Raw genomic sequence first — 24,394 nt, forward strand, 5'->3', positions numbered from 1 at the left:
GACCCGCGCGCCGGGCGCTGATTCGATGGCACGATGCCGGATTCAGAGATCACCGCGCCGGAGGCGGCGGCCCTGGCCGCCGTCGACCCCGCCGCCGTCGCCGCGGACCTGCTCGCGTTCCTGGCCGTGCCCAGCGTCACCGGGACCGCCGCCGAATCCGAGATGCAGCACCTGCTCGCGGACCGCCTCGACCGGCTCGGGCTCGCCACCGACCTGTGGTCCATGGACCTCGCGGCCCTGCGGGAGACGCCGGGGTTCCCCGGCACCGAGGCGCCGCGGGACGAGGCGTGGGGGCTCGTCGGCACGGCCGAGGGCGCCGGGGACGGCCCGCGGATAATCCTCCAGGGCCACGTCGACGTGGTGCCGCCCGGCGACCGGGCCCAGTGGGACGGCGACCCGTTCGTCCCGCGGCTCGACGGCGGGATCGTGCGCGGCCGGGGCGCGTGCGACATGAAGGCCGGCGTGGTGGCGAACCTCGCGGCGGTGGCCGCGATCCGCGCGAGCGGGGTCCGGCTGCGCGGGGAGGTGGCGGCCCACTTCGTGGTCGGCGAGGAGGACGGCGGCATCGGCGCCTTCGGAACACTCCAGCGCGGGCACACGGGGGACGCCTGCGTCATCACCGAGCCGACCGGAGGGACGCTGCTGACGGCGAACGCGGGCTCGCTCACGTTCCGGATCGCGGTGCCCGGCAAGGCGACCCATGCGAGCACCAGGGACGCCGGGGTCAGCGCGATCGACGCGTACGCGCCCATCGCCGCGGCCCTGGCCGCACTGGAGGCGGAGCGCAACGCCGACCCCGATCCGCTGCTCGCGGAGTACCCGCTCCCGTACGCGCTCTCGGTGGGCGTGCTGCGCGCGGGCGACTGGGCGAGCAGCGTCCCCGACCTGCTCGTCGCGGAGGGCCGGCTCGGCGTGCGGCTCGGCGAGGACCCGGCCGCGGCGCGCGCCGCGTTCGAGTCCACTGTGGCCGAAGCGTGCGGGCGCGACCCGTGGCTGCGCGACCATCCGGCCGTCGTCACCTGGCCCGGCGGCGTGTTCGCCAGCGGCAGGCTCCCGAGCGGGCACCCGCTGGGCGACGTCGTGGCGCAGGCGCACGCGGACGCCGCCGGCGGGCCGCGCCCGCGCGAGCGGGGCGCGCCCTACGGCAGCGACCTGCGCTTGTACGCCGGGGCCGGGATCCCGACGCTCCAGTTCGGACCGGGCGACGTGCGCGTGGCGCACAGCCCGCGCGAGCACGTCAGGCTCGCGGAGGTCGTGGAGGTGGCGCGGACGCTGGTGCTCGCGGTGCTCCGCACCGTCGGCACGGTCGACTGAGCCCGGACGCGGGCGGCGCCGCCCCCGGAGGAGGACGGCGCCGGGGTTCCGCTAGTTCCAGTCGTCCTCGCGCACGGCGCGCTCCTTCCTCCACGGGCCCGACGGGCCCTGCCCGTGCCGATTGAACGCGCGATCGGGCGGCACGGGAAGGAGGCGTTGGAATCGGCTGGACGCCACCGGGAACGGCGTCAGTCGCGGGCCATGCGGCGGCCGGTCAGCTCCGCGAGGAGGGCGGCGCCGTCGGCGAGCACCGAGTCGTCGAACGCGGCGCGCGGGGAGTGGTTCGAGGCCGCCTCGCGCGGGTCGTCGTGCACGCTGGCGCCGTAGAACATGTAGCTGCCCGGGACCGCTTCGAGCACGCGCGAGAAGTCCTCCGAACCGGTCGCCGGGTCGGCCATCTCGACGTACCGGTCATCGCCGAACAGGTCCCGCGCCGTGGCGGCGACGAACGCGGCCTCCGCGGGGTCGTTCACAGTCGCGGGGTCCTCGCGGACGAACGCGACCTCCGCGGTCAGGCCGTGCGCGGCGGCGATGCCCTCGGCGAGCCGCACCGACTCGGCCTCGACCTGCGCCAGCGCCGCCTCCGAGAACGTGCGCACGCTGGCCTCGAACCTGGCGTTGTCGGGGATGATGTTGTGCCGCGTGCCCGCGTGGAAGGTGCCCACGGTGATGACGATGGGCTCGAACACGCTGAAGCGGCGCGTGACGAGCGTCTGGAGCGCGGTGACGATCTCGGCGGCGACCGGGATCGGGTCGAGGGTGGTGTGCGGGCGGGACCCGTGCCCGCCCTTGCCGACCACGTTCACCGACAGTCCGGCGATCGCGGCCATCATCGGGCCCGGCCGGGTGGTGACGATCCCGCGGGGCAGCCGGTCGGACATGACGTGCAGGCCGTACGCGGCGTCGGCTCTGCGGCCGGCGGCGTCGAGGACGCCTTCGGCGATCATGTGCTTCGCGCCGTCGCCGCCCTCCTCGCCGGGCTGGAACATGAAGACCACGTCACCCGCGAGGTCGGCCTGCCGCGCGGCGAGCAGCCGGGCGGCGCCGACGAGGCCGGCGGTGTGCATGTCGTGGCCGCAGGCGTGCATGGTCCCGACGTGTTGCGAGACGTAATCGGCGTCGTTCTCCTCGGTCACCGGCAGGGCGTCCATGTCCGCGCGCAGCAGCACCACCGGGCCGGGCCTCCCGCCGCGGAGCACCGCCGTGACGGAGGTGGAGGTCTCCCCGAGGGTGATCTCCAGCGGCAGTCCTTCGAGCGCCGCGAGGACGGCCGCCTGGGTCTTCGGTAGGTGCAGGCCGACCTCGGGGAAGCGGTGGATCTCGCGGCGCAGCGCGATCAGGTTGTCCTCGATCGCGGCGGCCGCAGCGCGGAAGTCCATGTCACTCCTGGGGGTCTCGTCCACTTGCCGGGCGGTCGGTTCGCCTGGCGGAGGCAATAGTGCCACGCGTCCCCGCGCGCTCCGGGAGCGCCGCCGCGGACGCCGGTGGACCGGCCGCCGGAACGGTGCGGCCCCGGCCCGCGGGCCGGGGCCGCACCGGGAGTCCTACTCCGGGGCCTCTTGGAGGGCGCGGACCTCGATGCGGGAGCCGAGGGCCGCCGACGCCTGCTCGGCCCAGGCGAGGGCCCGCTCCTGGTCGGGGGCCTCGATGATCCAGAAGCCGCCGACGTACTCGGCGGCCTCGACGAACGGCCCCGGCGTGTGCTGCGGCGCATCACCGGTCGCGTCGACCGTGATCGCGGTCGAGGGCGGGTGGAGGCCGCCGGCGGTGACGAAGGCGCCGGCCTCGTTCAAGTCCGCGTTGAACTTGCCGACGGCGGCCATCATGGCCTCGAGCTCGGCGGGGTCGAACTCCTGCATCGACTCCATCGTCGGCTCGTCGGCCGTGTCGTGCGGGAGGGTGAGGAAGTACTGCGTCATCGGTGCTGCTCGCAATCTGTTCGCGTGTAACGGACTTCGGTTGTGGGCAGTGTGCCGCCGGGCCTGGCGCCCCGGCGGGCGGCGTCACCGCCGCCGGCCTCCCCTGATCGTCACGTCCTCGATGCGGAAGAGGCCCGTGTCGACGATACTTCCCTCGACGTTCCCGGGCTCGGGCTCGCGGCCGTGCCGAACACCGTTCCGCCCGGAGACGCGACGGGCCCGCGTCTCCGGGCGGCGGGGCGAACGCCGCGGTCACCGTGGCATTAGGCGGTGACGCGCTTCGCCTGTCGGGAGAAGATCGCGCCGAGGGCGAGCATGCCGATGGCCAGGCCCAGGTGGAGCCAGTTGTCGGCGTCGTTGACGGGCACGAAGTTCGCGGCCGAGTCGAGGTCGATGAGCAGGCCGTACAGCCACAGCACGAAGTAGATCGCCCCGCCGGTGAGCAGGTAGGCGACCGCGGCGCCCGCGGTGCGGGCCATGGCGAACCCGACGATGCCGAAGAGCAGGTGCACCGCGTTGTGCAGCACCGACACCTCGAAGACGCCGAGCAGCCGCGCGTCGGAGTGGTGGCCGGCGAACGTCATCGCGTCGAAGCCGGTGGTGATCCCGGGGACGAACCCGAGCACCCCGACGAGCGTGAAGACGGCGGCGATCACCAGGGTCACGACCTGGACCGGGGCCCGCCCGGTGGTCGTCTGGGCGGATGAGTAGGACATTGCGGCCTCCTTGCCGAGAGCGTTCGGTACAAGGGTGGTTCGTCGCCGCGGGCGTGCCGGATGGGTCGGAACGCAATGTTTTCTCAGAATGCCCGGATTCAGGTGCGCGGTTTGAAAGTGCGCGGTTTGAAGGTGCACGGTCTCCGATCGGGCCGGTCAGGACGGCGGTGTCTCGGGCCAGAGGTCGATGAGGTCGCCCGGGCCGAGGCCCAGGGCCCGTTCGATGTCGCCCGGCGAGGTCGCCTGGAGGTACTGCGAGACCGTGCCGGTGAGGTCCCGCCAGTACCCGCGCAGCGTGGACTCCGAGAGGAACAGCGACCGGCTCAGCTCGGCGTAGGTCAGGCCGCGGGCGCGGCCGGCCAGGACGTCGCGCTGGCGGGGCGTCAGGATCGTGAGCGCGCCCCGCCGCGCGAGCACCTCGATCAGGCCGGTGACCGCGGGCGGCAGCACCAGCTCCCCCTCGGCCACCGCGCGGAAGGACGTCTCGGCGTCCTCCAATGAGGACGCCTTCGAGACCACGCCCAGCGCTCCGGCCGCGAGGCACGCGGCGAGCACGAACCGGCGCTCCTCCTGGGTGTACACGCACACCCGGTACCCGGCCCCGATGACCTGCCGCACCGCCGCGATCCCCTGGCTGGCGGCGGGTTGCAGGACGTTCGTCAGGTGCAGGTCGAGGATCACCACGTCGGCGGGCGGGCGCTCCTCCAGGAGCTCTTCGACGTTGCGGTGGACCGACACGAACTGCATGGCGGGCAGCAGGTCCGCGATCGAGGCCCGCAGGGCCGTCGCGTCGTCGACCATCGCGAACCGCGCCGTCATCGGGACCCTCCGCCGCGGACCGCCGTGTACCTCGCGTGCAGGACGGCCGTGGTGCCGAGGCCGGGCATGCTCGTGATCTCGGCGGTCACACCGCGGGTCGCAAGCTGGTCGACGACGACTTGGCGCAGGCCCACGCCGAACGACTCCGGCGCCGCGTGGAACCCGATGCCGTCGTCGTGGACGGTGACCGCCCAGCCCCCGCCGTCGGCGGACTCCTCGGCGTGGATCACCACCTGCCCCGCCCCGGCGTGCTGGTGGACGTTGAGGAGCAGACTCCGCAGGGCCGCACCGAGATCCGCGGCGAGGCCCGGTTCGAGGCGCACGCCCACGGCGAGGTCGGCGACGACGGTGAGCGGCATGTCCGCGTGCTCGGCGCCGATCGCGGACACCACCGCGGCCAGGTCGGTCTGGTCGCCGTCCACCCGCGGCGTGCCGCTCAGGTAGGCGCGCATGCGGTTCACCTCCGTCTCGGCCTGCACGCGCAGGCGCGCACGGGTCGCCTCGTCCGCGGACTCGTCGGCGAGCAGCCGCAGCAGCGCCGTGCCATTGTGGACGGCGAGCCGGGCCCGGCGCTCCTCCTCCTCGCGGGCGATCCGCGCGGCGTAGGCGCGGGCCTCGTCCGCCTTGTTCCCGATGCGGATCACGACCCGGGTGCTCACCCACGTGAGCGGGCCGACCGCGAGCAGCGTGAACAGGTTCCCGACCGCGGTGGGCAGGTCCCGGACGCCGTGGACCGTGGGCGCCAGGTACAGGACCTCGGCCGCCGCCAGCGCCAGCATGAGCGCCGCCCAGGTCTCCCGGCGGCGCACGCCCGCAAGGGAGCACGCGACGCACACCGCGTACGCGAGCTGGAACCCCTCCCAGGTCCCGAAGCGCATCTCCGGCGGCACCGTCCACGTCCCGACCACGAGCAGGCCCACGGCCACCGCGACGTCCGCGGTCTCGAACCGGGCCCCCGGCGGCGTCCGGCGCGCGATCGCGACCACGGCGATCCCGACCAGCATCGCCAGCGCCGAGCCCCAGCTCACCGCGACCAGGACGGGGAACTCGGTGCCCTCCAACGCGTACGGGACCGACGGCGCCATCTGGACGACCGTGGCCAGGCGGATCCCGGCGACGAAGAACGCCGCCAGGCGCTGGGCTTCGATGCGGGTGGAACCCGTCGGAGGGGGCACCTCTGCATTTTGGCGCCCCGCGTCCAGCAACGGGGGCCGGCGGCCGAAAAATGCGGATTCGTTGGGTATCGGGCCCACTCGGGCGGCCCTAGCCTGAGGCCATGAACGCCACCCCTCGACCGCATCTTCGACGACCGCTCCGAACCCGATTCCCGTACGTGCGACGCCAGCTTGGGGAACCGCCATGCAGATAGAGCCCACGCACCTCGACACCGCCAGCTACCTGACCGTCCGCCAGCGCCGGGTGATCGCCTGTGTGGCGCAGGGGATGTCGAACACCGACATCGCGACCGCGCTGTTCATCTCGCTGAGCACCGTGGAGCGCGAGCTGCGCCGCGCCCGCCGGACGCTGCGCGCCGCCAACCGCGCGGAGCTCGTGGCGAACGCCGCGTGCCGCGGACTGATCGGCATTCACCGATCCCGGTGACGGGTGCCCGTCACGGATTGACGGTCTCCCATCAACGCCTCCGCGATCCCTTGACCGCGCAGCGTGAGCGGCGCCAGCATCGAAACCGGCGGAGGACGCACGACCGGTCCGCCGCCGCATCGAAGACCGGGGCGGTCCGCAAGGGCCGCGTCCGGTCGCCCCACTCCCATTGAAAGGGAATCCCATGACCGAGTTCATGACCCTGGCCGGCGTCAAGGCGACCACCGCGGGCGCCTCCCTGGCCGGGAAGGCCAAGGACCGCTTCGACGACCTGCTCGTCCGCTACGACGCGTGGTTCCTGGTGTTCATCGCCGTCCTGCTCGCCCTGGGCGCGACGCTCCTGGCCGGCATGGCGATCTGGTGCCTGGTGAACCAGAAGGGCCGCTTCACCGGCTCGTGGCGCTGGGACAGCGGCATCGCCGTGTCCATGGAGTGCGTGCGCTAGCGCGACGCACCCCGTGGGCTGACACGTCAGTCTCATCAACGCGGAGGGTTCGTCCGATTCGGAGCCGCGAGCGCCATGCCGGGCGCGATCGGCCTCGCCGTCACATCGGGCCGGACGGGCGGACCCTTCCGCGACCATCGTATCCGACCGCATCGCCGAGGAGCGGGACAACGTGAACGACCTGGAGATCACCGGCCTGACCCACTCGTACGGGCGGGACGCGAGGGCCCTGGACGGGGTCGGCTTCGCCGTCCCGCGCGGATCGATCGTCGGCCTGCTGGGGCCCAACGGGTCCGGCAAGTCGACGCTCATCAAGAACGTGTTCGACCTGCTGCGCCCGCAGGCGGGGACGATCACGATCGACGGGAGCCCCCACGCCGCACCGGACGCGAAGCGGAAGGCGGTCTACCTGTCCAGCAACGACTACCTGCCCGAGTTCCTGACGGCCGCCGAGTACGCGGCGATGATCGCGAGGTTCTACGGGCTCGAAGTGGACCGCGAGGAGGCCCTGGAGCTGTTCTCGCGCTTCGGGATGGACGGGCGCTACGACGACCTCGTCGAGGACTACTCGCACGGCATGCGCAAGAAGACGCAGCTGATGGTGGCGCTCATGGTGCGCCGCCGCCTCACCGTCATCGACGAGACGCTCAACGGCGTCGACCTCGAAGCGCTGCACCTGGCGGAGAAGGAGCTCGCTGGCCTGCGCGACGAGGGCCTGTCGGTGCTGCTGTGCACGCACGACTTCCCGGTGCTCGAACGGCTCGCCGACGAGGTCGTGTTCCTCGACCGCGGCCGCGTCGTCTACAACGCACCCACGGCCGACCTCGTCGCCGAGCACGGGTCGCTGGAGCGGATGGTCTACGGCTACCTCGAATCGGGCGAGCGGTGAACCTGCGGATGCGGCAGTCGGCGCACCTGGCCGGCCTGCTGCTGCTGTTCTTCCGCCGCCGGGTGCTGCGCGTAGGCCTGCTGCGCGCCAGGGCGGTCCGCGCGGGCGCCGCGGTCCTGGCGCTCACGCTGTTCGGGGTGCTGTGCGCCGCGGCGTACCTGTTCCTGGAGCCGCTGGCGCTCTCCCCGGAGCTGTGGGACCTGATGTTCCGGATCAGCACGGTCTCGCTGGTGCTGTGGGCGATGGGCGCGTTCCTGGTCGTGAAGGTGCTGTTCATCAACGCGGCGGACATGCTGGAGCTGACCTACCAGCTGCCGGTCACCAATCGCGAACGGGCGCTGGCGTTCCTGATGTACGAGGCCGCGATCACCGGGTGCGTGACGGCCCTGGGGTTCGCGGCGCTCGCGGTGTCCTCGATCGCGCTCATGGGTGTTTCGGCGCTGCCGTACCTCGTCACGGCCTTCGCCGTCCCGGCCGCGGTGGTCTACTTGGGACTCGGGGTGCTGCACCACCTGCTGGTGCGCTTCTGGACCCTGCTCAGGCTGGGGAACATCGCCGGGCTCCTGTCGGTCATCGTCCTGTTCATACTGCTGGTGTGGTACTCGACGACGATGAACGCGACCATCGTGGCGATCACCGACGGGTACTTCGACGGCGGCGGGGTGTTCCTGTGGCAGAACGCGGTCGCGTGGCTGTGGGACCGGAGCCCGGTCCTGGCGCTGGCCGCGTCGCCGGCCGCCGTCGTGGCCCTCGTCGGCGCGAACCTGGCGCTGACGCCGGACCAGTACGTGCGCCAGTCGAAGTTCCTGTCGCTGTTCACCGAACCGTACGCGCGCCGGGTGCTGCATGCGTACGACTACTGCCTGGTGCGCAACTCCCAGACCGCGGTCGCAGCGGTCGTCACCGTGGTGCTGTACGCCTACCTGCTCATCGCCGGGCCCGGGATCAATCCGATGTGGAGCCTGGTGGCGCTGTCGACGGCGGGCCTGTACCACTACTCGGGTACCGAGCCGCTGCGGCGCCTGCCGATCGCGACCCGCTCGGCGGGCCTGGTCTACGCGCGGCTGTGCAAGGGCCAGGTCCTGCTCATCGCCGCGTTCGCGGTGCCGCAGTTCCTCATCGGGGCCCTCGTCGACCCGGCGGCGATGACGGACTCGGCGATGCCGCTGCTCGGCGCGTTCGCCGGGATCGTCCTGACCGTCTGGGTGTCGGTCGTCTTCCCCTCGGAGAGGAACAACCCGTTCTCCATCCTGCTCGGCATCGCCTGCGCCGCGGTCGTGTTCGGGCTCATCGCGATCGGCCTCGGCATGCTCGACCTGCCCGCGGCCGTCACCCGGGCCGTCATCGCCTGCTGCGCGGCGGCGGTCGCCGCCCACTCGATCGTCGAGATCCACGACAACGAATCCAAGAGGAGCAACCGTGAAGAAGTTCCGAATCATCCTGGTGTCGCTCGGGAGCGCGCTGGTCATCACCCTCGCCGCGACCGTCGTGTCGCTGATGCTGCTCATGTTCTCCACGACCGGTGACGAGCCGGTCCGCAAGACCGCGCTCTTCGACGCCGTGTACTTCGAGGTCACCGAGGCCAGCGCGAACTCCACCAGCGCCACCATGGGCGTCGACGGATTCGTCCCGCTGGCGGTGATCTTCGCGGTCGTCGCGGCCTTCATCGCCCTCGTCCAGATCATCCTCGACACGCTCCAGACGCGCCGCCGCCAGCTCCTGGCGCAGCGCGGTGAGTAGCCGCGGCGCCCGCTCCGGAGCCTCCCTCCGGGGCGTGGCGCTCGCGGTGGCCGCGCAGGTCTGGCCGCTGCTGGCGCTCGCCTCGCTGATCCTCGCGGCGGCGCTCGGCTGGGCGGCGGTCAGCGGCGACACGACCCAGCTCCCGGTGGCGGCGTGGATCTTCCTCGCCGCCACCGCGGGCCTCACGGCCTCGTTCGCCCTCCACGAGTGCGTCCACGCCCTACTGCTGCACCGCATCCCGACGGTCGCCTCGGTGACGGTCGAGCGCACGCCCGCCCGCATTTCGGTGGTCCCCCGCGGCCGCATGACGGGATGGCAGACGGCGGCCGTGGCCGCGGCGGGCCCGCTCGCGTGCGTCCTCGCGGGCGCCGCCCTCGCGGTGCATGAGGCCACGCGCCCGCTCTCGTGGTGGTACCTCGGGCACGTCCTGTTCCTGCTCCCCCTCTTCGGCGACGGCACGGCCCTCGTGAAGGGCCTGCTCGCGGGTCCGCGCCTCCTCGACGTCGGCCGCTGAGACACCGGGCGCCTCAGCGTCAGAAGCGGCCGAAGAGCCAGGCGCCGGGGCGGTCCTCGCCGGTGCAGAAGCCGCGCACCGCCTCCACCAGTTCCTCGGCGCTCACCTTGCCGTCGCCGTCCAGGTCCAGGGCCCGGCAGGTGCGCTCGACCTCGGCGGGTTCCTGGCGGCAGGCGATGAGGAGGCGGGCGAGTTCGGTCCGGTCGAGGACGCCGTCGCCGTCGGCGTCCACGAGGGCGATGACGGCCGCGGCGAGCGGGCGCACGGCCGCGGCGAACCCCTCATGACGCGATCGCCCCGCGACCCAGGCGCGGTACTCCGCCGCGGCGACCGTGCCGCTCCCGTCGGTGTCGGCGGCCGTGCGCACGGCGTTCCACAGCCGGCGGTAGCCCTCGCGCACCGCGACCGCCTCGGGCGAGCGCGGGGCGTGGCCGAGGGAGCGGGCCAGGCGCAGGGCGAACGCGTCGTAGTCGTCGCGGGCGAGGCGCCCGTCGCGGGACTGGTCGAGCAGGTCGAAGCGGTGCGCGGCGACCTCGATCGCGGCGGCTTCGGCGGCCAGGTGCGCCAGTCCGAACGCGAGCGCGCTGGGATGGCCGGCGGCGAGCATCCCGGCGTGCGAGGCGCTGTCGTGCGGCACGTCGAGGACCGAGGCGCCGGCCTCGCGCAGTGCGGCGGCGAACGCGCGGACCGGGCCGAACGGCAGGACCTCGTCGGCGCGGCTGGCGGCGATGAACACGGGCCGGTCGAGGTAGGTCACCGGGACGCTCACGGCCGCAAGGACTTCGGCCACGTCGGGGACGGCGGCCACGCCGGTGGTCCCGGCGGCGTCGTTGGTGAGGCCGCGGACCGCCCGGAACATGTCCCTGAGCGTCGCCCCGGCGGCCCGGGAGACGAGCGCGGCCCCGACCGGCGTGAGGGTGTCGGCGACGTCGAAGTCGGGATGGGTGACGGCCACGCCCGCGAGGGTGAGGATCGTGATCGGCGAGAGCGGGCCCGCGCCGTCCGCGGTGAGGTGCGCGACGAGGTCGGCGACGCACGCGGCGGGCGCGAGTGCGATGGTGCCGCGGAAGTCGAGCTCGGGGGCGTAGCCGGTGGCGATGTTGGCGACGTGCATCGCGGCGTGCCCGCCCTGGCTGAACCCGGCGACGAGCCAGGCGTCGGCGATCGGGTGCCCGAGGCCGCGGAGCGCGCGGACGGCGTCCACGACGTCGTCGGCGACCGCCTCGCCGTTGAAGTACGGGTGCGGGCCGGGCGTGGCCAGGCCCTCGTAGTCGGTCGCGGCGACGGCGTACCCGGCCGCGAGCCAGCGCCCGATGTGGTCGCGTTCGAGGCGGGAGAAGCCCGACCGGGAGGGCGCGGAGGCGTTCGACAGGCCCGTGGTGCCGTGGGCGAAGGCCACGACCGGCCAGCCGGACCCGGGCGCCCGTCCGGCGGGGAGGAACGCGGAGCCGGAGACGAGGCGGCGTTCGCCGTCGTAGCCGAAGCCGCGGTAGAAGATCCGGTGCGCGGCCGACGCCTCGTCGGGCCAGAACCGGCGCGGCAGCGGCCGGTGCCGCACGAGCGCCCCAGGTGCCCAGGTCATGTGGTCCTCCGTCGAGTCGAGACGGTTCAAGGAGAGGACATGGGGCCCTTCCGCACCACCCTCAACCGCCGCACCGGGCGCCGCGAGCGCCGCATCCGTCCAGACGGCGCCGGGGCGAGTGCACTAGGTCGACTGCTCGCGCCCTAGTACACTTCATCACCTTTTGGGTGGAAATCGTCGTGCTCGTGCGGGAGTCTGGGGGCATGAGAACCGATACAGCGTACGCATCCGACACCGAGGGCGGGCCGGTCGCATGAAGCAGCTCTACGTCAAGGTCGTCAAGCAGGTCGCGGCCGACACCGCGTATCTGTGCACCGCCTTCCCGATCGCGCTGGCCGCCTTCGCGGTCGGGGTGGCGGCCTTCGCCGCGGGGGTCGGCACCGTGGCCGTGTGGGTCGGCGTGCCGATCCTCGCGGCGACCCTGTACGCGGTGCGCGGCCTCAGCGCCGCCGCCCGCGGGCGCCTCGCGGCGCTGCTGCGCCGCCCGGTCGCCCGGCCCCGGTACAAGCGGGCTCCGGGCGACGCGGGCCGCATGCGCCGCTTCCTGGCCCCGCTGACCGACCCTCGGTCGTGGAAGGACCTGGTGTGGGCCGCGGTCCAGTTCCCGGTGGCGCTCTTCGGGTTCGTCGCGGGCGTGACCTGGTGGGCCGTGACCCTCGCCGTGACGCTCTATCCGCTCTACGGCTGGCTCATCCGCCGCCATGTGGAGACCGACGGCATGGAGTACGCGACCACCTGGCTCGGCTGGGGCGACGCGTACTCCGACGCCACGACCCTCGCGGGCATCGGGAGCTTCGTGTTCTCGATGCTCCAGCCGGTGGTCCTGCGCGGCCTCGCGAAGATGCAGTCCGCGGTCGACGCGGCCCTGCTCACCTCCCCCGCCGACGAGGTCCGGCCCCCGGTGGTCGGCGACGCCGTCGCCCGCGCCCGCCAGCGCCTCGCCGTCTGAACCCGAACGAGAGGAGAAACCCATGGAGGACAACGGGTCGCGCGGCCGGATCAAGGCCGCCTGGACACTGGTCGTGCTGGCGCCCTTGTGCGCCGAGCTGACGTTCACCGCGGTCGCGGTGCCGCAGACGTGGATCGCGCTGCCGCTGCTGATCCCGATGTACGGCGCGGGCGTGCTGCTGATCCGCGAGGCGGTGGTCCGCGCGGGCGGCGGCTGGCCGAGCCTGGTGGCGCTCGGGCTGGCGTACGAGCTCGCGGAGGACGGGCTCGGGCTCCAAGCGCTGACGAGCCCGACGATGTACGACGCGGCCGAGTGGAGCCTGCGGTTCCTCGGGTTCAACGGCACGTACTGGCTGGCGCAGGTGGGCGTCCACGTCGTGTTCAGCGTGCTGATCCCGTTGCTGCTCATGGACATGCTGTTCCCGCGGCACCGGTCGCGCCCGTACCTGCGCACGGGCGGGCTGGTCGTCGCGGCTGCGGCCGCGGTGCTCGGCGTGGCCGGGCTGCGGTTCGGGATCGCGGCCACCCAGGACCCTGGTTATCAGGCGCCGGTCGGCGCGCTCATCGCGTTCGCCGCGGTGATCGCGGTGCTGGCCGTGGTCGCCTTGAAGGTCCTTCCGGGCCGCGCCGCCGCGGCGCGACCACTGCCGTCGCGTCCGATCTGGCTGGGCCCCTTCGGTGCCGCCGCCACGCTCGTGTTCCTGGGGCTGCTCATGCCCGCGGGCCTGCGGCCGGGCGGGCCGGTCTTCGGGGACGCCGTGCCGCTCGTCCTGCCGCTGCTGGGCTCGCTCGCGGTGGGCGCGGCGACGATCGTGCTGCTGCGCCGCTGGGCGGCCGATCCTGGCTGGGGCGACGCCCACCGACTGTGGCTCGTGGGCGGCGCGATGGTCGCGCACACGGCGTTCATGGTCCCCGGCCACGGGACCGCGGGCCTGGTCACAGCGGTGGTCACCATCGCCGCCGAAGTCCTCGCGCTGCTATGGCTGGCCCGGCTGGTGCGCAAGCGCGAGCACTCGGCGGTTTCCAGTTCCCCCAAGGCATGACGGTGCGGCGCCGGCGGTCGTGGACCTGGCGCCGCACACGCTGCCGCTGGTGGCCGCGTTCGGCGTCGACGGCTCGCTCGCGCAGCCGATGCACTGACCGGCTAGGACGCCCGGCCGATGAGCCGGTCGACACCGTCCAGAATGCGCTCCAGACCGAACGAGTAGTCGAGCCGCCGCTCGTCCTCCGCGACCTCCGACGGGTAGTCGAACGCTTGGCCCGCAACGGCAACGACCCCAGCCAATTTCGCTCGACAGCGGCGTCAGGCGCTCGCGCGCTGGCGGTAGGCGAGGGGGCTGGCGCCGTAGTGGCGTTTGAAGGCGGTGCTGAAGGTGAACTGGCTGCGGTAGCCGACGTCGGCGGCGACGCGGAAGACCGGGGTGTCGTCGTGGCGGAGCCGGTCGGCTGCGAGCGCCAGGCGCCACGCGGTCAGATAGGACATCGGCGGTTCGCCGACGGCGGCGGTGAAGCGCCGGGCGAAACCGGCGCGGGAGAGGCCGACGCGGCGGGCCAGGGAGGCGACGGTCCAGGGTTCGGCGGTCTCGTCGTGCATGAGGTCCAGGGCCGCCCCGACGACGGGGTCCGCGCCGGCGCTGAGCCAGCCGGGCGGGTTCTCGGCCGAGGCTTCGACCCAGTGGCGGATCGCGGTGACGGTGAGGCCGTCCAGGAGCCGGTCGAGGAGGCTGGCCTGGCCGACGCCTTCGCCGTTGATCTCCTCGGCGAGCAGTGCGATGAGGCCGGTGCGGTGGTCGGCCCGGCGCACGAGGATCGTGGGCGGCAGCACGCCGAGGAGCCGCGACCCGGCTTCGCCCACGCTCGGGTAGGTGCCCACGAGCATGGTGTCGCGGCCCGCCGCGGCGTTGCCCCAGGTGCGGACCCCCTGCCGCATGGGGAGCTCGAGGCTGGCGCCCGCGGGCGTCTCGCACCGGCCGCCCAGGTGGATGACCGCCTGGGGCGGGCGGTCGGCATTGTCGGCGAACAGGTACGGGTCAGGCCTGGCGATGAGCAGCAGGTCGCCCGGGAGCAGTTCGACCGGATCGCCCTCGTCGGGCGCGTAGCAGGCCGAACCCGAGGTCACGGCGACCACGGTCAGCGGCGCCTCGTCCTCGATGCGCACCGACCACGGCGGCGACATCGTCACCCGCAGCAGGAAGGCGCCTTGCGCGCGAGGGGCGTCGAGGAGGGCGGTGACCGGGTCCATCCGATGAGCGTAGACGAATTCGAATGGAATCGCGTCTGTGAGCTATGGATGATCGCAGCGGCGTCGGCTTTGATAAAGACATGACGACAGCACCGAACACCCTCGCCCGCCCGGTCCGGCACCCGCTGCGCACCGGCGTCCTGCTCCTCGCCACCGTGACCACCGGCATGACCGCCGGCGTCTACACGGACTGGTCGAACACGATCATGCCCGGTCTCGGCGACGTGGACGACCGCACCTTCGTGACGGCCTTCCAGGCGCTCGACGCCGCGATCATGAACCCGCTGTTCCTCGGCGTCGAGTTCACCGGCTCGCTCCTCCTCATCGCCCTCGCCCTGGTCCTCCATCTGCGCTCCGGCCGGCGCGCCACCCTGGTCTGGCTGTCGGTGGCCCTCGCGGCCTACCTCGTCTCCGTCGTGATCACCATGGGCGTCAACGAACCCCTCAACCAGCAGCTCCGATCGATCACCGAACTCGACACCGACGCCGACTACACGGCCGCCCGGGCGATCCTCGACGAAGCCCGCTGGGCCGCCTGGAACACCGTGCGCGCCTTCGCCACCCTGACCGCCTTCGCCAGCCTCGCCTGGACCCTCGTCACCCACCAGCGCCGATGACGGCATCGAGGGTCGCGGTCGCCGTCCCGGGTGACGAGCAGGATCCGGCCGGTCGGCGTTGAGCGGCAACGCAATCGCTACGAATCGGGCGGTGCGTCGGTCGCGATGTTTACCGGTCGACAGCGGCCTGGCGCCGCGATTCGGGTGCCGCTAGTGTGATCTTGATCATCTCACCCGGAGGCATCGATGAGCGACGTGACCGCCATGTCCGACCACCCCGCCGACACCTCGACCCCGCAGGGCCGCGGACTCAAGCACGCCTTGATCCGACGCTGGCCCACCCTCCTCGCGATCCTCGTGAGCATCCCCGGCTTCACCGACGAGCCCACGCGCGGCCTCGTCGACTCCTTCGCCGTGGCGATGCTCCTGCTCCCCCTGTGGTACGTCGTCATCGGCGCCACCGGCAGGCGCAACCTCACCTGGTGGGTCCTGGGCGGCGCGATCGCCCTCTTCGTCGGGCTCCGCTTCCAGGACGCGGTCGACCCGTCCGTGGTCCTCCTCTCGATCTCGCTCGCCGCGGTCGTGTGGGGGACGATCCGGGGCCGCCTCGTCGAGCCCGCGTTCCTGCTCCAGATCGCCGGCCTCGCGGTCTTCGCCGCGCTTTCGGCGACCGCACTCAACGCCGCGGACTTCGACACCGCCCTCTACGCCGTGGCCGCGGGCTGGTTCGCCCACGGCATCTGGGACATCGCCCACCACCGCGCCAACGCCGGGGTCGCCCGCACCGGCGCCGAATGGTGCGCCGTGGTCGACGTCCTCATCGCGGTGCAGCTCGTCCTGATGTCCCTCCTGCTCTGAGCAGTTCGTTGAACAAGGCGACCCCGCGGCCGGTCCGGCCGCGGGGTCGTTCGCTGTGCGCTCAGTGGGACTCGCGGTGGACCTCCGCGCCGCTCGATCCCTGGAGGAAGTCGAGGTCGGCGCCGGTGTCGGCCTGGGTGACGTGGTCGATGTACAGGCGCTCCCAGCCGCGGGCGGGTTTCGCGTAACCGTCCACAGTGGCCTCGTTCGGGACGCGCGCGGCGAGTTCGTCGGCGGGCACGTCGAGGTCGAGCAGGCGGTTGGGGACGTCGAGGACCACGTGGTCGCCGGTGCGCACCAGCGCGAGCGGCCCGCCCGCGGCGGCCTCGGGGGTGACGTGGAGGACGACGGTGCCGTAGGCGGTGCCGCTCATGCGGCCGTCGCAGATGCGGACCATGTCCCGGACTCCCTGCTCCAGCAGCTTCTTCGGCAGCGGCAGATTCGCGACCTCGGGCATGCCCGGGTAGCCCTTGGGGCCGCAGCCGCGCAGGATGAGGACGGTGTCGGCGTCCACGTCGAGGTCCGGGTCGTCGACGCGGTCGCGGAAGTCCTCGATCGAGTCGAACACGAGCGCCCGCCCGCGGTGCTGGAGCAGGTGCGGGGAGGCGGCCGCGGGCTTGATGATCGCGCCGCCGGGGGCGAGGCCGCCGCGCAGCACGGTGATGCCGGCGGCCTCCTGGAGCGGCCGCGAGCGCGGGGAGATGACGTCCTCGTCCCAGATCCGCGCGTCGTCCAGGTAGGACACCAGCGGTTCGCCGGTGATGGTGAGCGCGTTGGGGTCGAGGAGGTCGCGGACCTCGCGCAGGACGGCCGCGAAGCCGCCGGCGCGGTGGAGGTCGTCCATGAGGTACTTCCCGGCGGGCCGGAGGTTGACCAGGAGGGGCACGTCGGCGCCGATCCGGTCGAAGTCGTCGACGGTGAGGTCGATGCCGAGGCGCCCGGCGATGGCGAGGAGGTGGACCACCGCGTTGGTGGAGCCGCCGATGGCCGCGAGCGCGACGATCGCGTTGTGGAAGCTCGCCTCGGTCAGGAAAGTGGAGGGGCGGCGGTCGGCGGCGATGAGGTCGACGGCGAGCCTGCCGGTCTCGTGGGCGGCTTCGAGGAGCCGCGCGTCGGGGGCGGGGGTGCCGGCGAGGCCGGGCGGGACCATGCCGAGGGCTTCGGCCACGAGCGCCATTGTGGACGCCGTGCCCATGGTGTTGCAGTGGCCCTTGGACCTGATGGTCGCCGACTCGGACTTGAGGAAGTCGGTTTCGCTGAGGGTGCCGGCCCTGACCTCTTCGGAGAGTCGCCACACGTCGGTGCCGCAGCCGAGGGCCTCGCCGCGGAAGGTGCCGGTGAGCATCGGGCCGCCGGGGACGACGACGGCAGGGAGGTCGACCGAGGCGGCGGCCATGAGCAGGGCGGGGATGGTCTTGTCGCAGCCGCCGAGGAGGACGACGCCGTCGACGGGGTTGGCGCGCAGCATCTCCTCGGCGGCCATCGCGGTCATGTTGCGCCACAGCATGGCCGTGGGTTTGACCAGGGTCTCGCCGGGGGCGACCACGGGGAGGTTGAGGGGGATGCCGCCGGCCTCGTACACGCCGTGCTTGACGGACTGGGCGACCTCGTCGAGGTGGGCGTTGCACGGGACGAGTTCGGAGGCGGTGTTGGCGATGGCGATCTGGGGGCGGCCGTGGAAGGCGCTTTGGGGCAGGCCGCGCCGCATCCAGGCGCGGTGGATGTAGGCGTTGCGGTCGGTTCCCTCGTACCATTCGGCGCTGCGGAGCCGTGAGTCCATGCTGTGCCGACCTCCGGAAGGTGGATCGATGGGGCGATGGCGGCTAGTATATCGGTAAACATGGGTGCAACGCGAGTGTCGATCTCGTATTCGACGGGCCCGGTCCCGGATTCGCACTGTTTGCCTGTGGCCGAACCGAGGAGGAGAGCATGGGCGCATCCGCTCCCAAGGTCGCGGTCGTCACCGGGGGTGCGAGCGGGCTCGGCGCCGCCAGCGCGGCCCGGCTGCGCGAGGACGGGCTGCGGGTCGTCACGCTCGACCTCGACGACCGGGCCGACATCCGGCTCGACGTCACCGACGACACGGCGCTCGCGGAGGCGGCGGCGCGGGTGGGGCCGGTCGACGTCCTCGTGAACTCCGCCGGGGTCATCGGCGGCAACGCGCCGCTGCTCGAATCGACTGCGGCCGACTGGCGCCGGGTCCTGGACGTGAACGTGCTGGGCGTGGTCGGGGCCATGCGGGCGTTCGTCCCCGGGATGGTCGAGCGCGGCTGGGGGCGCGTGGTCAACCTCGCGAGCATCGCGGGCAAGGACGGGAATCCGGGCCTGGCGCCGTACTCCGCGTCGAAGGCCGCGGTGATCGCGCTGACGAAGTCCGCGGGCAAGGAGCTCGCGCTGACCGGGGTGCTGGTCAACGCCATCGCGCCCGCGGTGATCGCGACGCCGATGAACGACGCGACGGCCCCTGAGGTGCTGGCGCACATCACGGGCCTGATCCCGATGAAGCGGGTGGGGCGGCCCGAGGAGGTCGCCGAGCTGGTCGCGTGGCTCGCCTCCGAGCGGGTGAGCTTCTCGACCGGCGCGGTCTACGACATCAGCGGCGGCCGCGCGACCTACTGAGCGCCTGGCACGGCTGGTTCGCCTGGTGCGTCCGGTACTTCGGCCGCGAAGATCACGCCGGGGTTGAGGATGCCGCCGGGGTCGAGCGCGCGCTTGACCTCGCGCGAGATCCCGAGCAGGTCGTCGCCGATCTGGCCGGCGAGCCAGGGGCGCTTGAGGCGGCCGACGCCGTGCTCCCCGGTGATGGTGCCGCCCAGGCGGATCGCGAGGTCCATGACCTCGCCGTACGCGAGGCGGGCGCGCTCGGTGAGGTCGGGGTCGGCGGGGTCGTGGACGATGAGCGGATGGGTGTTGCCGTCCCCGGCGTGCGCGATGAACGCGATCGCGACCCCGCGCTCGGCCGCGATGGCCTCGACGCCCTTGACGAGGTCGGCGAGCAGGGGCAGGGGCACGCCGACGTCCTCCATGAGGAGCGGGCCGAGGCGTTCGACGGCGGGGATGGCCATGCGGCGGGCCTGCGCGAACCGCTCCCCCGCGGCCGGATCGGCTTCGAACGCCTCCGTCGCGCCGTGGTCGGCGAAGGCGCGCAGCATGACCGCGATCTCGGCGCCGCCGGGGTGCTGGTCGTCGGAGCGGGCGACGACGAGCGCGGCCGCGTCGCGGCGCAGACCCATGTGCAGGACGTCCTCGACCGCGTTGACCGAGATGCGGTCCATGTACTCGAGCATCGAGGGCCGGATGCGCGAGGCGATCGCGAAGACCGCGGCGGCGGCCCGCTCGGTGCCGTCGAACCAGGCGACCACGGTCCGCGCGGGCGGCGGGGCGGGCAGGAGGCGGAGGGTGAGCTCGGTGATGACGCCGAGGGTGCCTTCACTGCCGACGAAGAGCTTCAGCATCGACAGGCCCGCGACGTCTTTGAGCCTCGGTCCACCGAGGACGACCGCGCGACCGTCGGCGAGGACCACTTCGGCGCCGAGGACGTAGTCGGCCGTGACGCCGTACTTGACGCAGCACAGGCCGCCCGCGTTGGTCGCCGCGTTCCCGCCGATCGAGCAGATCTCGAACGACGCCGGATCGGGCGGGTACCACAGGCCCGCCGCCGCGGCGGCGGCCTTGACCTCGGCGTTGAGCAGGCCGGGTTGGACGACCGCCATGCGCGTGTCGACGTCGATCCGGACGGCGCGCATCCGCTCGGTGCCGAGCACGATCCCGCCCTCGATCGCGGTGGCGCCCCCGGAGAGCCCGGTCCCGGCCCCGCGCGGGGTCACCGGCACGCCGTGTTCGGAGGCCCACCGCATGACGGCCTGCACCTGCGCGGTGGTCTCGGGCAGCACCACCGCGAGCGGCACGCCGGCACCGGGGTCGAGCGCCCGGTCCCGCCGGTACGGCTCCACGGCCGCCGGCTCGGTCAGCACCACGATGTCCCCGAGCGCCGCACGGAGCGCATCGCGACGACCGCTCATGCCTTGTTCCGCACCGGATCCCATCCTCAGATGCTACTACCGCGGACCTCCGGAAACACCGGATTCACATCAGCGAACTCAGATACGTCTATGCGGAAGCGGCGAAGGGGATCGGCACGCTCCGCACCGCCGCCGCGAACGACGCGGGCCGCTTCGGCGTCATCCCGGATCCCTGATCGCGCGGACGCCCAAGCCGATGCCCACCACGAGCAGCACGCCGCCGCAGAAGCTCAGGAAGCCGCTCATCGCCTCGGTCCTGGTCTCCAGGTCCGCGACGCTGCTGCACCGGTTCTGCTCCAGCAGTTCACCGTCGAGGTCGTAGTAGGAGCAGATGTCGTCGGCTTCGACCACCTCGCCGTCGAACACCCACGACGTGCGCTCCACCTGGATGAACCCGCCGATCAGGGCGGCCAGCCCGATCACCACCGCCACGACGGGACCGACCAGTGAAGGGCGCTGCGGCATGACTGGGTTCCTTCACTCTGGGGCACAGTGGATCTCGGGACTGCCCTTGAGGCTAGCGATACGGGCGCGGCGGGTCAACCACCCGCTCCCGGCTCGGCCTGCGGCGGTCGCCGCATGGCTCCGCACCGCCGTCCCGGAGGACGCGCTGGCGCACCGGATCAGCCCACTCCGGAGATGTAGCCCTCCAGCTGCTCCTTCTCGAACTCCAGGCGGCTGATGCGGGCCTTGACGACGTCGCCGATGCTCACGATCCCCACGAGCGCCCCGCTGCCGGAGAGCACGGGGACATGGCGGATGCGCCGCTCGGTCATGAGGAGCATCAGGTCCTCGATCGAGTCGCCGGGGGCGCGGGTGTGCACGTCGCCGGTCATGATCTGCGAGACGGGCGCGTCGAGCAGCGCCGGGTCCTCGTGGAGCCCCCGCGCGACGTCGCGCTCGGAGACGATGCCCGCGACGGTGGACCCGTCCGCGCTCACGACGACCGCACCGATGTTGTGGCGGGCGAGTTCGGCCACCAGCACCCGCACCGGGTCCTCCGGCCGGATGGTCGTGACGGTGGATCCTTTTGCTCGCAAGATGTCACTGATTCGCATGGACGACCTCCGGCAGGCGCGACGGGTAGCCCTCCAGATTAGTCGACCCAGGGCAGGAGGAACACCGTCAAAGCGACATCGGTCCCCGGCGCCGCGGGGATGCCTCTAGCTGCGCGAGTCGCCCGCGCGGACCACTCGGGCGACCTCGCCCGCGTACGCGGGCGGCGCCACCGGACGCCGCGAGGCGGGTGCGGCCCGCCTGGACGTGCTCCTGGGGATCACCACCGAGGGGATCAGGGCCGCGGCGACCGCTCCGGCCATGGCGAGCATGACGTAGCCGCCGAAGGCCATCAGCGGACCGCACGCGAGCCCGGCGAGTGCCGCGGCCGTGCCCATGCCGACCTCTCCCATGCCCTCGCGCTTGACGCGCACCTGCCGCGGCAGCGACGCCGTCAGCATCGCGCTGCCGGAGACCAGCCCGAGGTTCCAGCCGACGCCCAGGACCACCATGGCGATCCCGAGCATCCAGTGCGAGGTGGTGCCGGTCGCGGGGATGACGCACGCGCCGCTCATGACGACGCCGGCCAGCGCTGCTGTGCGGGCCGCGCCCAGGCGCTGGACCAGGTGCGCGCTGAGCACCGAGGGGGCGAACATGGCGGCGACGTGGGCGCTGACGACCAGTCCGACCGTCTCCAGCCCGCCGCCGTGGTGGCCCAGGTGCACCGGCGCCATCGTCGAGACGCCGACCATGACCAGGTTGGACAGGGCCAGGACGGCGAGTCCCGTTGCGGCCGAGGCGAACCGGTCGTTCGCGGGCGCCGACGCCGGTGCGGGTGCCGAGGGCGGGGCGTCGTGCAGCCGTCCGGTGCGCAGCATGGCGATGGTGACCGCGAACGCCAGCGCCCCGAAGACGAACGGGCCGGCCAGTCCGGGCAGGCCGAGCCCTTCGGCGGCCAGGCTCGCGGGGGCGAGCAGGTTCGGTCCGGCCACCGCCCCGATGGTGGTCGCGGCCAGGATCGAGGCCATCGCCTTGGGGCGGAGGGATTCGGGCACCTGCTCGGCGGCGGCGTACCGGCCGAGCATGACCGTCCCGGTCCCGGCGCCGAGGAGTGCGCAGCCGATGAGGACGATCGCCAGTGAGGACGTCAGGGCCGCCGCGGCGATGGCGAGCGAGCCCGCCGCCGCGACCGCCGCCCCGGCGGAGAGGGTCCGCCGGCGTCCGAAGCGGATCGACAGGCGGGAGGCGAACGCCGCCGCGGCGGCCGAGCCCGCCACGAGCACGGTCTGCGGCAGGCCCGCGGCCGTCTCGGAGCCGGTCACGTCGACGACGAGCAGGACGCCGGCGGTGCCGGTCAGGGACTGGGCGAAGCCGCCGGCGACGCAGGCGGCGCGCAGGGCCCGGATCGCGGGGCTGCGGAGCATGGCGCGGCCTGACGCATCGGGAAGGGCCGCAGTACGGTTGGTGTGCATCAGACGAGGCTAGAAGGGTGGCCGGTCGAATCGAATGGCCTTCGAACCGGTCTGCGGCCCTGCGGCTTTGCGAACGAAAGGAGATCGCGGTGCACGCTTTCCGGACGCCCGAACTCGACGATGTGGACTGGCTGATCCTGGCGGAGCTCCAGTCCGATGCCCGGCTCTCGTACAAGGAGCTGAGCCGGCGCGTGCACCTGTCGGCGCCGGCGGTGGGCGAGCGGGTGCGCCGGCTCGAGGAGTCGGGGGCCATCGCGGGGTACGCCGCGCGGGTCGACCCGGCCAAGGCGGGCCAGCCGATCCTGGCGTTCATCCAGTTGCGCTGCAAGTTCGGCAGGTGCCTGCTCAAGACCTCCGCCGCCGAGGAGTACCCCGAGGTCACCGAGGTGCACAAGCTTAGCGGCGAGCACTGCTCGATGCTGAAGGTCCGCGCCACGTCGCTGGCGCACTTCGAGGGGTTCGTCGAGAAGCTGGGCCAGCACGGGGACATGCGGACCCACATCGTGCTGTCGACGCCGTACGAGGACCCGACGGTCGCCCCGGCGCCCCCGGACCGGGACGTGAGCGATTCGGACGGCTGGTCGGGCAGGTGACGTCGGCGGCGAGATCGGCGGCGGCGCGGCCCGACGCGCGCGGTCGGGCGTCCGCGTACTGCGGTTGACGGCGCCGGTGCGCGTCACTATGGTCCGGGTCATGGCTTCGACAACGCATCCGAGCATGGAGGCGGCCCTGGCGGCCGCGGCGGCGGAGTTCCCCGCGGCCACCGACGAACCGGCGCTCGCGGCCCTGTTCTCCGGCTCCCGGGCACGCTACGACGCGGGCACCCACACGGTGATCCTGATCGGCCCCAGTGAACTGCTCGACGGCACGGTCGAGGGCATCTTTGAGACGTGCCCCGGCCGCGACCTGCCCTCGTGGGCGCCGTACACCGAGAACCTCCAGGGCACGTTGTGGACCGGGTGGGAGGCGGACAACACCGAGACCGTCGCCGCCATCGAGCGCATCGCCCAGATCTTCGCCGCCGCCGAACGGGCCCGGGTCCTCGCCCGCGACAGGCCCTCCACCACCCCGGACGCCGACGTGTACTGGGAGCTCGAACGGCGCCTGGACCGCCTCAAGGAGCAGGCGTTCGTCCTCGAAGCGGTGAAGGTCCGCCTCGTGCGCGACCGCCTCGCGGCGGCGTCCTCCGGCGCCGAGCGCGAGGCGATCGCCAAGGAGGTCCACCTCTCCTTTGCGGAGTGGCAGCAGCTCCTCGTCGCCGACCACATCGCCCTCGGCACCCTCACCGGACCTCCGGCCCCGGACGGCGCCGCCAGTTCGTCCACTCCGGACTGACTGCTTCGGCGGCACCGGTAAGGGTCCCCGTCGGTCGACTGATGCGCTCCTACTCCCTCCGGCAATAGCATCGGCCTCTCCGAGTGAAGGAGGCGACGAACCGATGATCATGCGCACCTGGACCGCCAGGGCGACCCCGGACGGGACCGCCGCGTACCGGACGTACTTCGAGGACGTGCTGCTGCCGCTGCTGCGCGCACGCCCCGGTTTCGAGGGCGGCTACCTCGTGGCGGGCACGGAGAGCCTGGAGACCCTGACGCTGTGGGCCTCGCTCGATGCGATCCGCGCCTTCGCCGGGGAGGACTGCACCGCGGCCGTGGTCGAGCCCGAGGCGCGGGCCGTGCTCATCGACTACGACCGCGTCGTCGAGCACAAGGTGGTCCTGGTCGACGCCCGAGGCTGATGCCTCGGTCGGCGCCTCCCC

The 24,394-nt window shown here is 72.9% G+C and carries 28 protein-coding genes; 15 read left to right on the forward strand and 13 right to left on the reverse strand.

Going from position 1 to position 24,394, the window contains the following annotated elements; all coding sequences use genetic code 11:
• Positions 1-33 precede the first annotated feature (33 nt).
• Positions 34-1,314, forward strand: a complete 1,281-nt coding sequence (locus BLS99_RS14035) for an ArgE/DapE family deacylase (RefSeq protein ID WP_091050607.1) — start codon at positions 34-36, stop codon at positions 1,312-1,314.
• A 188-nt stretch (positions 1,315-1,502) separates the two neighbouring features.
• Here the strand turns inward: BLS99_RS14035 and BLS99_RS14040 are convergent, their stop codons facing one another.
• The 5 genes from BLS99_RS14040 to BLS99_RS14060 all read right to left on the reverse strand — a co-directional run bounded on the left by BLS99_RS14040 (position 1,503) and on the right by BLS99_RS14060 (position 5,943).
• Positions 1,503-2,693, reverse strand: a complete 1,191-nt coding sequence (locus BLS99_RS14040) for a M20 metallopeptidase family protein (RefSeq protein ID WP_091050611.1) — start codon at positions 2,691-2,693, stop codon at positions 1,503-1,505.
• 165 nt (positions 2,694-2,858) lie between these two features.
• The gene (locus BLS99_RS14045) at positions 2,859-3,233 is read right to left on the reverse strand and encodes a YciI family protein (RefSeq protein WP_091050615.1); all 375 of its coding nucleotides are present in this window, start codon (positions 3,231-3,233) and stop codon (positions 2,859-2,861) included.
• 263 nt (positions 3,234-3,496) lie between these two features.
• Complete coding sequence (locus tag BLS99_RS14050) at positions 3,497-3,949, reverse strand: DUF4383 domain-containing protein (RefSeq protein ID WP_091050618.1); 453 nt, start codon at positions 3,947-3,949, stop codon at positions 3,497-3,499.
• Positions 3,950-4,105: 156 nt separating this feature from the next.
• Positions 4,106-4,768 carry a helix-turn-helix domain-containing protein gene (locus tag BLS99_RS14055; RefSeq protein ID WP_091050621.1) on the reverse strand — a complete coding sequence of 221 codons (663 nt, stop codon included), beginning with the start codon at positions 4,766-4,768 and terminating at the stop codon, positions 4,106-4,108.
• Positions 4,765-5,943 (reverse strand): sensor histidine kinase, encoded by a 1,179-nt coding sequence (locus BLS99_RS14060; protein WP_091050624.1) that lies wholly within the window; start codon positions 5,941-5,943, stop codon positions 4,765-4,767. The genes BLS99_RS14055 and BLS99_RS14060 overlap by 4 nt, the downstream gene beginning before the upstream one ends.
• A 184-nt stretch (positions 5,944-6,127) precedes the next feature.
• On the opposite strand from BLS99_RS14060, the gene BLS99_RS14065 reads away from it, so the two are divergent.
• From BLS99_RS14065 to BLS99_RS14090, 6 genes are all read left to right on the forward strand, one after another.
• Positions 6,128-6,370: a LuxR C-terminal-related transcriptional regulator gene (locus BLS99_RS14065; protein WP_091050627.1), complete on the forward strand. Its 243-nt coding sequence runs from the start codon at positions 6,128-6,130 to the stop codon at positions 6,368-6,370.
• 196 nt (positions 6,371-6,566) lie between these two features.
• The gene (locus BLS99_RS14070) at positions 6,567-6,815 is read left to right on the forward strand and encodes a hypothetical protein (RefSeq protein ID WP_091051445.1); all 249 of its coding nucleotides are present in this window, start codon (positions 6,567-6,569) and stop codon (positions 6,813-6,815) included.
• Positions 6,816-6,987: 172 nt separating this feature from the next.
• Positions 6,988-7,704: an ABC transporter ATP-binding protein gene (locus BLS99_RS14075; RefSeq protein WP_176953360.1), complete on the forward strand. Its 717-nt coding sequence runs from the start codon at positions 6,988-6,990 to the stop codon at positions 7,702-7,704.
• Positions 7,701-9,230 carry a hypothetical protein gene (locus BLS99_RS14080; protein ID WP_091050634.1) on the forward strand — a complete coding sequence of 510 codons (1,530 nt, stop codon included), beginning with the start codon at positions 7,701-7,703 and terminating at the stop codon, positions 9,228-9,230. The genes BLS99_RS14075 and BLS99_RS14080 overlap by 4 nt, the downstream gene beginning before the upstream one ends.
• Complete coding sequence (locus BLS99_RS14085; RefSeq protein ID WP_143034801.1) at positions 9,124-9,444, forward strand: hypothetical protein; 321 nt, start codon at positions 9,124-9,126, stop codon at positions 9,442-9,444. Before BLS99_RS14080 ends, BLS99_RS14085 begins: the two co-directional genes overlap by 107 nt.
• 34 nt (positions 9,445-9,478) lie before the next feature.
• The gene (locus tag BLS99_RS14090) at positions 9,479-9,958 is read left to right on the forward strand and encodes a hypothetical protein (protein ID WP_091050639.1); all 480 of its coding nucleotides are present in this window, start codon (positions 9,479-9,481) and stop codon (positions 9,956-9,958) included.
• A gap of 19 nt (positions 9,959-9,977) precedes the next feature.
• Here BLS99_RS14090 and BLS99_RS14095 read toward each other — a convergent pair whose 3' ends face one another.
• Complete coding sequence (locus BLS99_RS14095) at positions 9,978-11,540, reverse strand: lipase family protein (protein ID WP_091050642.1); 1,563 nt, start codon at positions 11,538-11,540, stop codon at positions 9,978-9,980.
• A 253-nt stretch (positions 11,541-11,793) separates the two neighbouring features.
• Here BLS99_RS14095 and BLS99_RS14100 point away from each other — a divergent pair, with 253 nt between their 5' ends.
• Together BLS99_RS14100 and BLS99_RS14105 are read left to right on the forward strand one after the other, a co-directional pair.
• Positions 11,794-12,489, forward strand: coding sequence for a sensor domain-containing protein (locus tag BLS99_RS14100; RefSeq protein ID WP_091050646.1), 696 nt, complete (start codon positions 11,794-11,796; stop codon positions 12,487-12,489).
• 22 nt (positions 12,490-12,511) lie between these two features.
• Positions 12,512-13,531 (forward strand): hypothetical protein, encoded by a 1,020-nt coding sequence (locus BLS99_RS14105; protein ID WP_091050649.1) that lies wholly within the window; start codon positions 12,512-12,514, stop codon positions 13,529-13,531.
• A gap of 101 nt (positions 13,532-13,632) precedes the next feature.
• Here the strand turns inward: BLS99_RS14105 and BLS99_RS26255 are convergent, their stop codons facing one another.
• A complete protein-coding gene (locus BLS99_RS26255; protein ID WP_176953361.1) occupies positions 13,633-13,773 on the reverse strand; it encodes a hypothetical protein in 141 nt (46 codons plus the stop codon).
• Between the two features lie 18 nt (positions 13,774-13,791).
• Positions 13,792-14,730, reverse strand: coding sequence for an AraC family transcriptional regulator (locus BLS99_RS14110; RefSeq protein WP_091050651.1), 939 nt, complete (start codon positions 14,728-14,730; stop codon positions 13,792-13,794).
• Positions 14,731-14,810: 80 nt separating this feature from the next.
• Between BLS99_RS14110 and BLS99_RS14115 the strand changes: the two genes are divergently transcribed.
• Positions 14,811-15,347: an anthrone oxygenase family protein gene (locus BLS99_RS14115; protein WP_176953362.1), complete on the forward strand. Its 537-nt coding sequence runs from the start codon at positions 14,811-14,813 to the stop codon at positions 15,345-15,347.
• 186 nt (positions 15,348-15,533) lie between these two features.
• A complete protein-coding gene (locus BLS99_RS14120; protein WP_091050657.1) occupies positions 15,534-16,145 on the forward strand; it encodes a hypothetical protein in 612 nt (203 codons plus the stop codon).
• Between the two features lie 61 nt (positions 16,146-16,206).
• Here BLS99_RS14120 and BLS99_RS14125 read toward each other — a convergent pair whose 3' ends face one another.
• On the reverse strand, positions 16,207-17,925 hold the full coding sequence (locus tag BLS99_RS14125) for a dihydroxy-acid dehydratase (protein ID WP_091050661.1): 1,719 nt from the start codon (positions 17,923-17,925) through the stop codon (positions 16,207-16,209).
• A 149-nt stretch (positions 17,926-18,074) separates the two neighbouring features.
• On the opposite strand from BLS99_RS14125, the gene BLS99_RS14130 reads away from it, so the two are divergent.
• Positions 18,075-18,764 carry an SDR family NAD(P)-dependent oxidoreductase gene (locus BLS99_RS14130; protein ID WP_091050664.1) on the forward strand — a complete coding sequence of 230 codons (690 nt, stop codon included), beginning with the start codon at positions 18,075-18,077 and terminating at the stop codon, positions 18,762-18,764.
• Here BLS99_RS14130 and BLS99_RS14135 read toward each other — a convergent pair.
• From BLS99_RS14135 to BLS99_RS14150, 4 genes are all read right to left on the reverse strand, one after another.
• Positions 18,758-20,167 (reverse strand): FAD-binding oxidoreductase, encoded by a 1,410-nt coding sequence (locus tag BLS99_RS14135; RefSeq protein WP_091050667.1) that lies wholly within the window; start codon positions 20,165-20,167, stop codon positions 18,758-18,760. The genes BLS99_RS14130 and BLS99_RS14135 overlap by 7 nt on opposite strands.
• A 159-nt stretch (positions 20,168-20,326) precedes the next feature.
• Complete coding sequence (locus tag BLS99_RS14140; RefSeq protein ID WP_091050670.1) at positions 20,327-20,632, reverse strand: hypothetical protein; 306 nt, start codon at positions 20,630-20,632, stop codon at positions 20,327-20,329.
• 158 nt (positions 20,633-20,790) lie between these two features.
• Complete coding sequence (locus BLS99_RS14145; protein WP_091050673.1) at positions 20,791-21,225, reverse strand: CBS domain-containing protein; 435 nt, start codon at positions 21,223-21,225, stop codon at positions 20,791-20,793.
• 105 nt (positions 21,226-21,330) lie between these two features.
• Complete coding sequence (locus BLS99_RS14150; protein WP_091050677.1) at positions 21,331-22,635, reverse strand: MFS transporter; 1,305 nt, start codon at positions 22,633-22,635, stop codon at positions 21,331-21,333.
• An 89-nt stretch (positions 22,636-22,724) separates the two neighbouring features.
• Here BLS99_RS14150 and BLS99_RS14155 point away from each other — a divergent pair, with 89 nt between their 5' ends.
• The 3 genes from BLS99_RS14155 (at position 22,725) to BLS99_RS14165 (ending at position 24,373) form a co-directional block, all read left to right on the forward strand.
• On the forward strand, positions 22,725-23,228 hold the full coding sequence (locus BLS99_RS14155; RefSeq protein WP_218126499.1) for an Lrp/AsnC family transcriptional regulator: 504 nt from the start codon (positions 22,725-22,727) through the stop codon (positions 23,226-23,228).
• 100 nt (positions 23,229-23,328) lie between these two features.
• The gene (locus BLS99_RS14160; RefSeq protein ID WP_143034802.1) at positions 23,329-23,970 is read left to right on the forward strand and encodes a hypothetical protein; all 642 of its coding nucleotides are present in this window, start codon (positions 23,329-23,331) and stop codon (positions 23,968-23,970) included.
• A 103-nt stretch (positions 23,971-24,073) separates the two neighbouring features.
• Positions 24,074-24,373: a hypothetical protein gene (locus BLS99_RS14165; protein ID WP_091050682.1), complete on the forward strand. Its 300-nt coding sequence runs from the start codon at positions 24,074-24,076 to the stop codon at positions 24,371-24,373.
• Positions 24,374-24,394: the final 21 nt, after the last annotated feature.

Origin of the sequence: Glycomyces sambucus (assembly GCF_900102815.1) — a bacterium.
Lineage (GTDB): Bacteria > Actinomycetota > Actinomycetes > Mycobacteriales > Micromonosporaceae > Glycomyces > Glycomyces sambucus.

Coding starts and splice junctions, on each gene's coding strand:
- BLS99_RS14105 (WP_091050649.1), top strand. CDS start 12,512: ATGGAGGACAACGGGTCGCGCGGCCGGATCAAGGCCGCCTGGACACTG.
- BLS99_RS14065 (WP_091050627.1), top strand. CDS start 6,128: ATGCAGATAGAGCCCACGCACCTCGACACCGCCAGCTACCTGACCGTC.
- BLS99_RS14100 (WP_091050646.1), top strand. CDS start 11,794: ATGAAGCAGCTCTACGTCAAGGTCGTCAAGCAGGTCGCGGCCGACACC.
- BLS99_RS14150 (WP_091050677.1), bottom strand. CDS start 22,635: ATGCACACCAACCGTACTGCGGCCCTTCCCGATGCGTCAGGCCGCGCC.
- BLS99_RS14095 (WP_091050642.1), bottom strand. CDS start 11,540: ATGACCTGGGCACCTGGGGCGCTCGTGCGGCACCGGCCGCTGCCGCGC.
- BLS99_RS14135 (WP_091050667.1), bottom strand. CDS start 20,167: ATGAGCGGTCGTCGCGATGCGCTCCGTGCGGCGCTCGGGGACATCGTG.
- BLS99_RS14120 (WP_091050657.1), top strand. CDS start 15,534: ATGAGCGACGTGACCGCCATGTCCGACCACCCCGCCGACACCTCGACC.
- BLS99_RS14125 (WP_091050661.1), bottom strand. CDS start 17,925: ATGGACTCACGGCTCCGCAGCGCCGAATGGTACGAGGGAACCGACCGC.
- BLS99_RS14145 (WP_091050673.1), bottom strand. CDS start 21,225: ATGCGAATCAGTGACATCTTGCGAGCAAAAGGATCCACCGTCACGACC.
- BLS99_RS14130 (WP_091050664.1), top strand. CDS start 18,075: ATGGGCGCATCCGCTCCCAAGGTCGCGGTCGTCACCGGGGGTGCGAGC.
- BLS99_RS14035 (WP_091050607.1), top strand. CDS start 34: ATGCCGGATTCAGAGATCACCGCGCCGGAGGCGGCGGCCCTGGCCGCC.
- BLS99_RS14110 (WP_091050651.1), bottom strand. CDS start 14,730: ATGGACCCGGTCACCGCCCTCCTCGACGCCCCTCGCGCGCAAGGCGCC.
- BLS99_RS14040 (WP_091050611.1), bottom strand. CDS start 2,693: ATGGACTTCCGCGCTGCGGCCGCCGCGATCGAGGACAACCTGATCGCG.
- BLS99_RS14115 (WP_176953362.1), top strand. CDS start 14,811: ATGACGACAGCACCGAACACCCTCGCCCGCCCGGTCCGGCACCCGCTG.
- BLS99_RS14165 (WP_091050682.1), top strand. CDS start 24,074: ATGATCATGCGCACCTGGACCGCCAGGGCGACCCCGGACGGGACCGCC.
- BLS99_RS14140 (WP_091050670.1), bottom strand. CDS start 20,632: ATGCCGCAGCGCCCTTCACTGGTCGGTCCCGTCGTGGCGGTGGTGATC.
- BLS99_RS14055 (WP_091050621.1), bottom strand. CDS start 4,768: ATGACGGCGCGGTTCGCGATGGTCGACGACGCGACGGCCCTGCGGGCC.
- BLS99_RS14160 (WP_143034802.1), top strand. CDS start 23,329: ATGGCTTCGACAACGCATCCGAGCATGGAGGCGGCCCTGGCGGCCGCG.
- BLS99_RS14045 (WP_091050615.1), bottom strand. CDS start 3,233: ATGACGCAGTACTTCCTCACCCTCCCGCACGACACGGCCGACGAGCCG.
- BLS99_RS14050 (WP_091050618.1), bottom strand. CDS start 3,949: ATGTCCTACTCATCCGCCCAGACGACCACCGGGCGGGCCCCGGTCCAG.
- BLS99_RS14070 (WP_091051445.1), top strand. CDS start 6,567: ATGACCCTGGCCGGCGTCAAGGCGACCACCGCGGGCGCCTCCCTGGCC.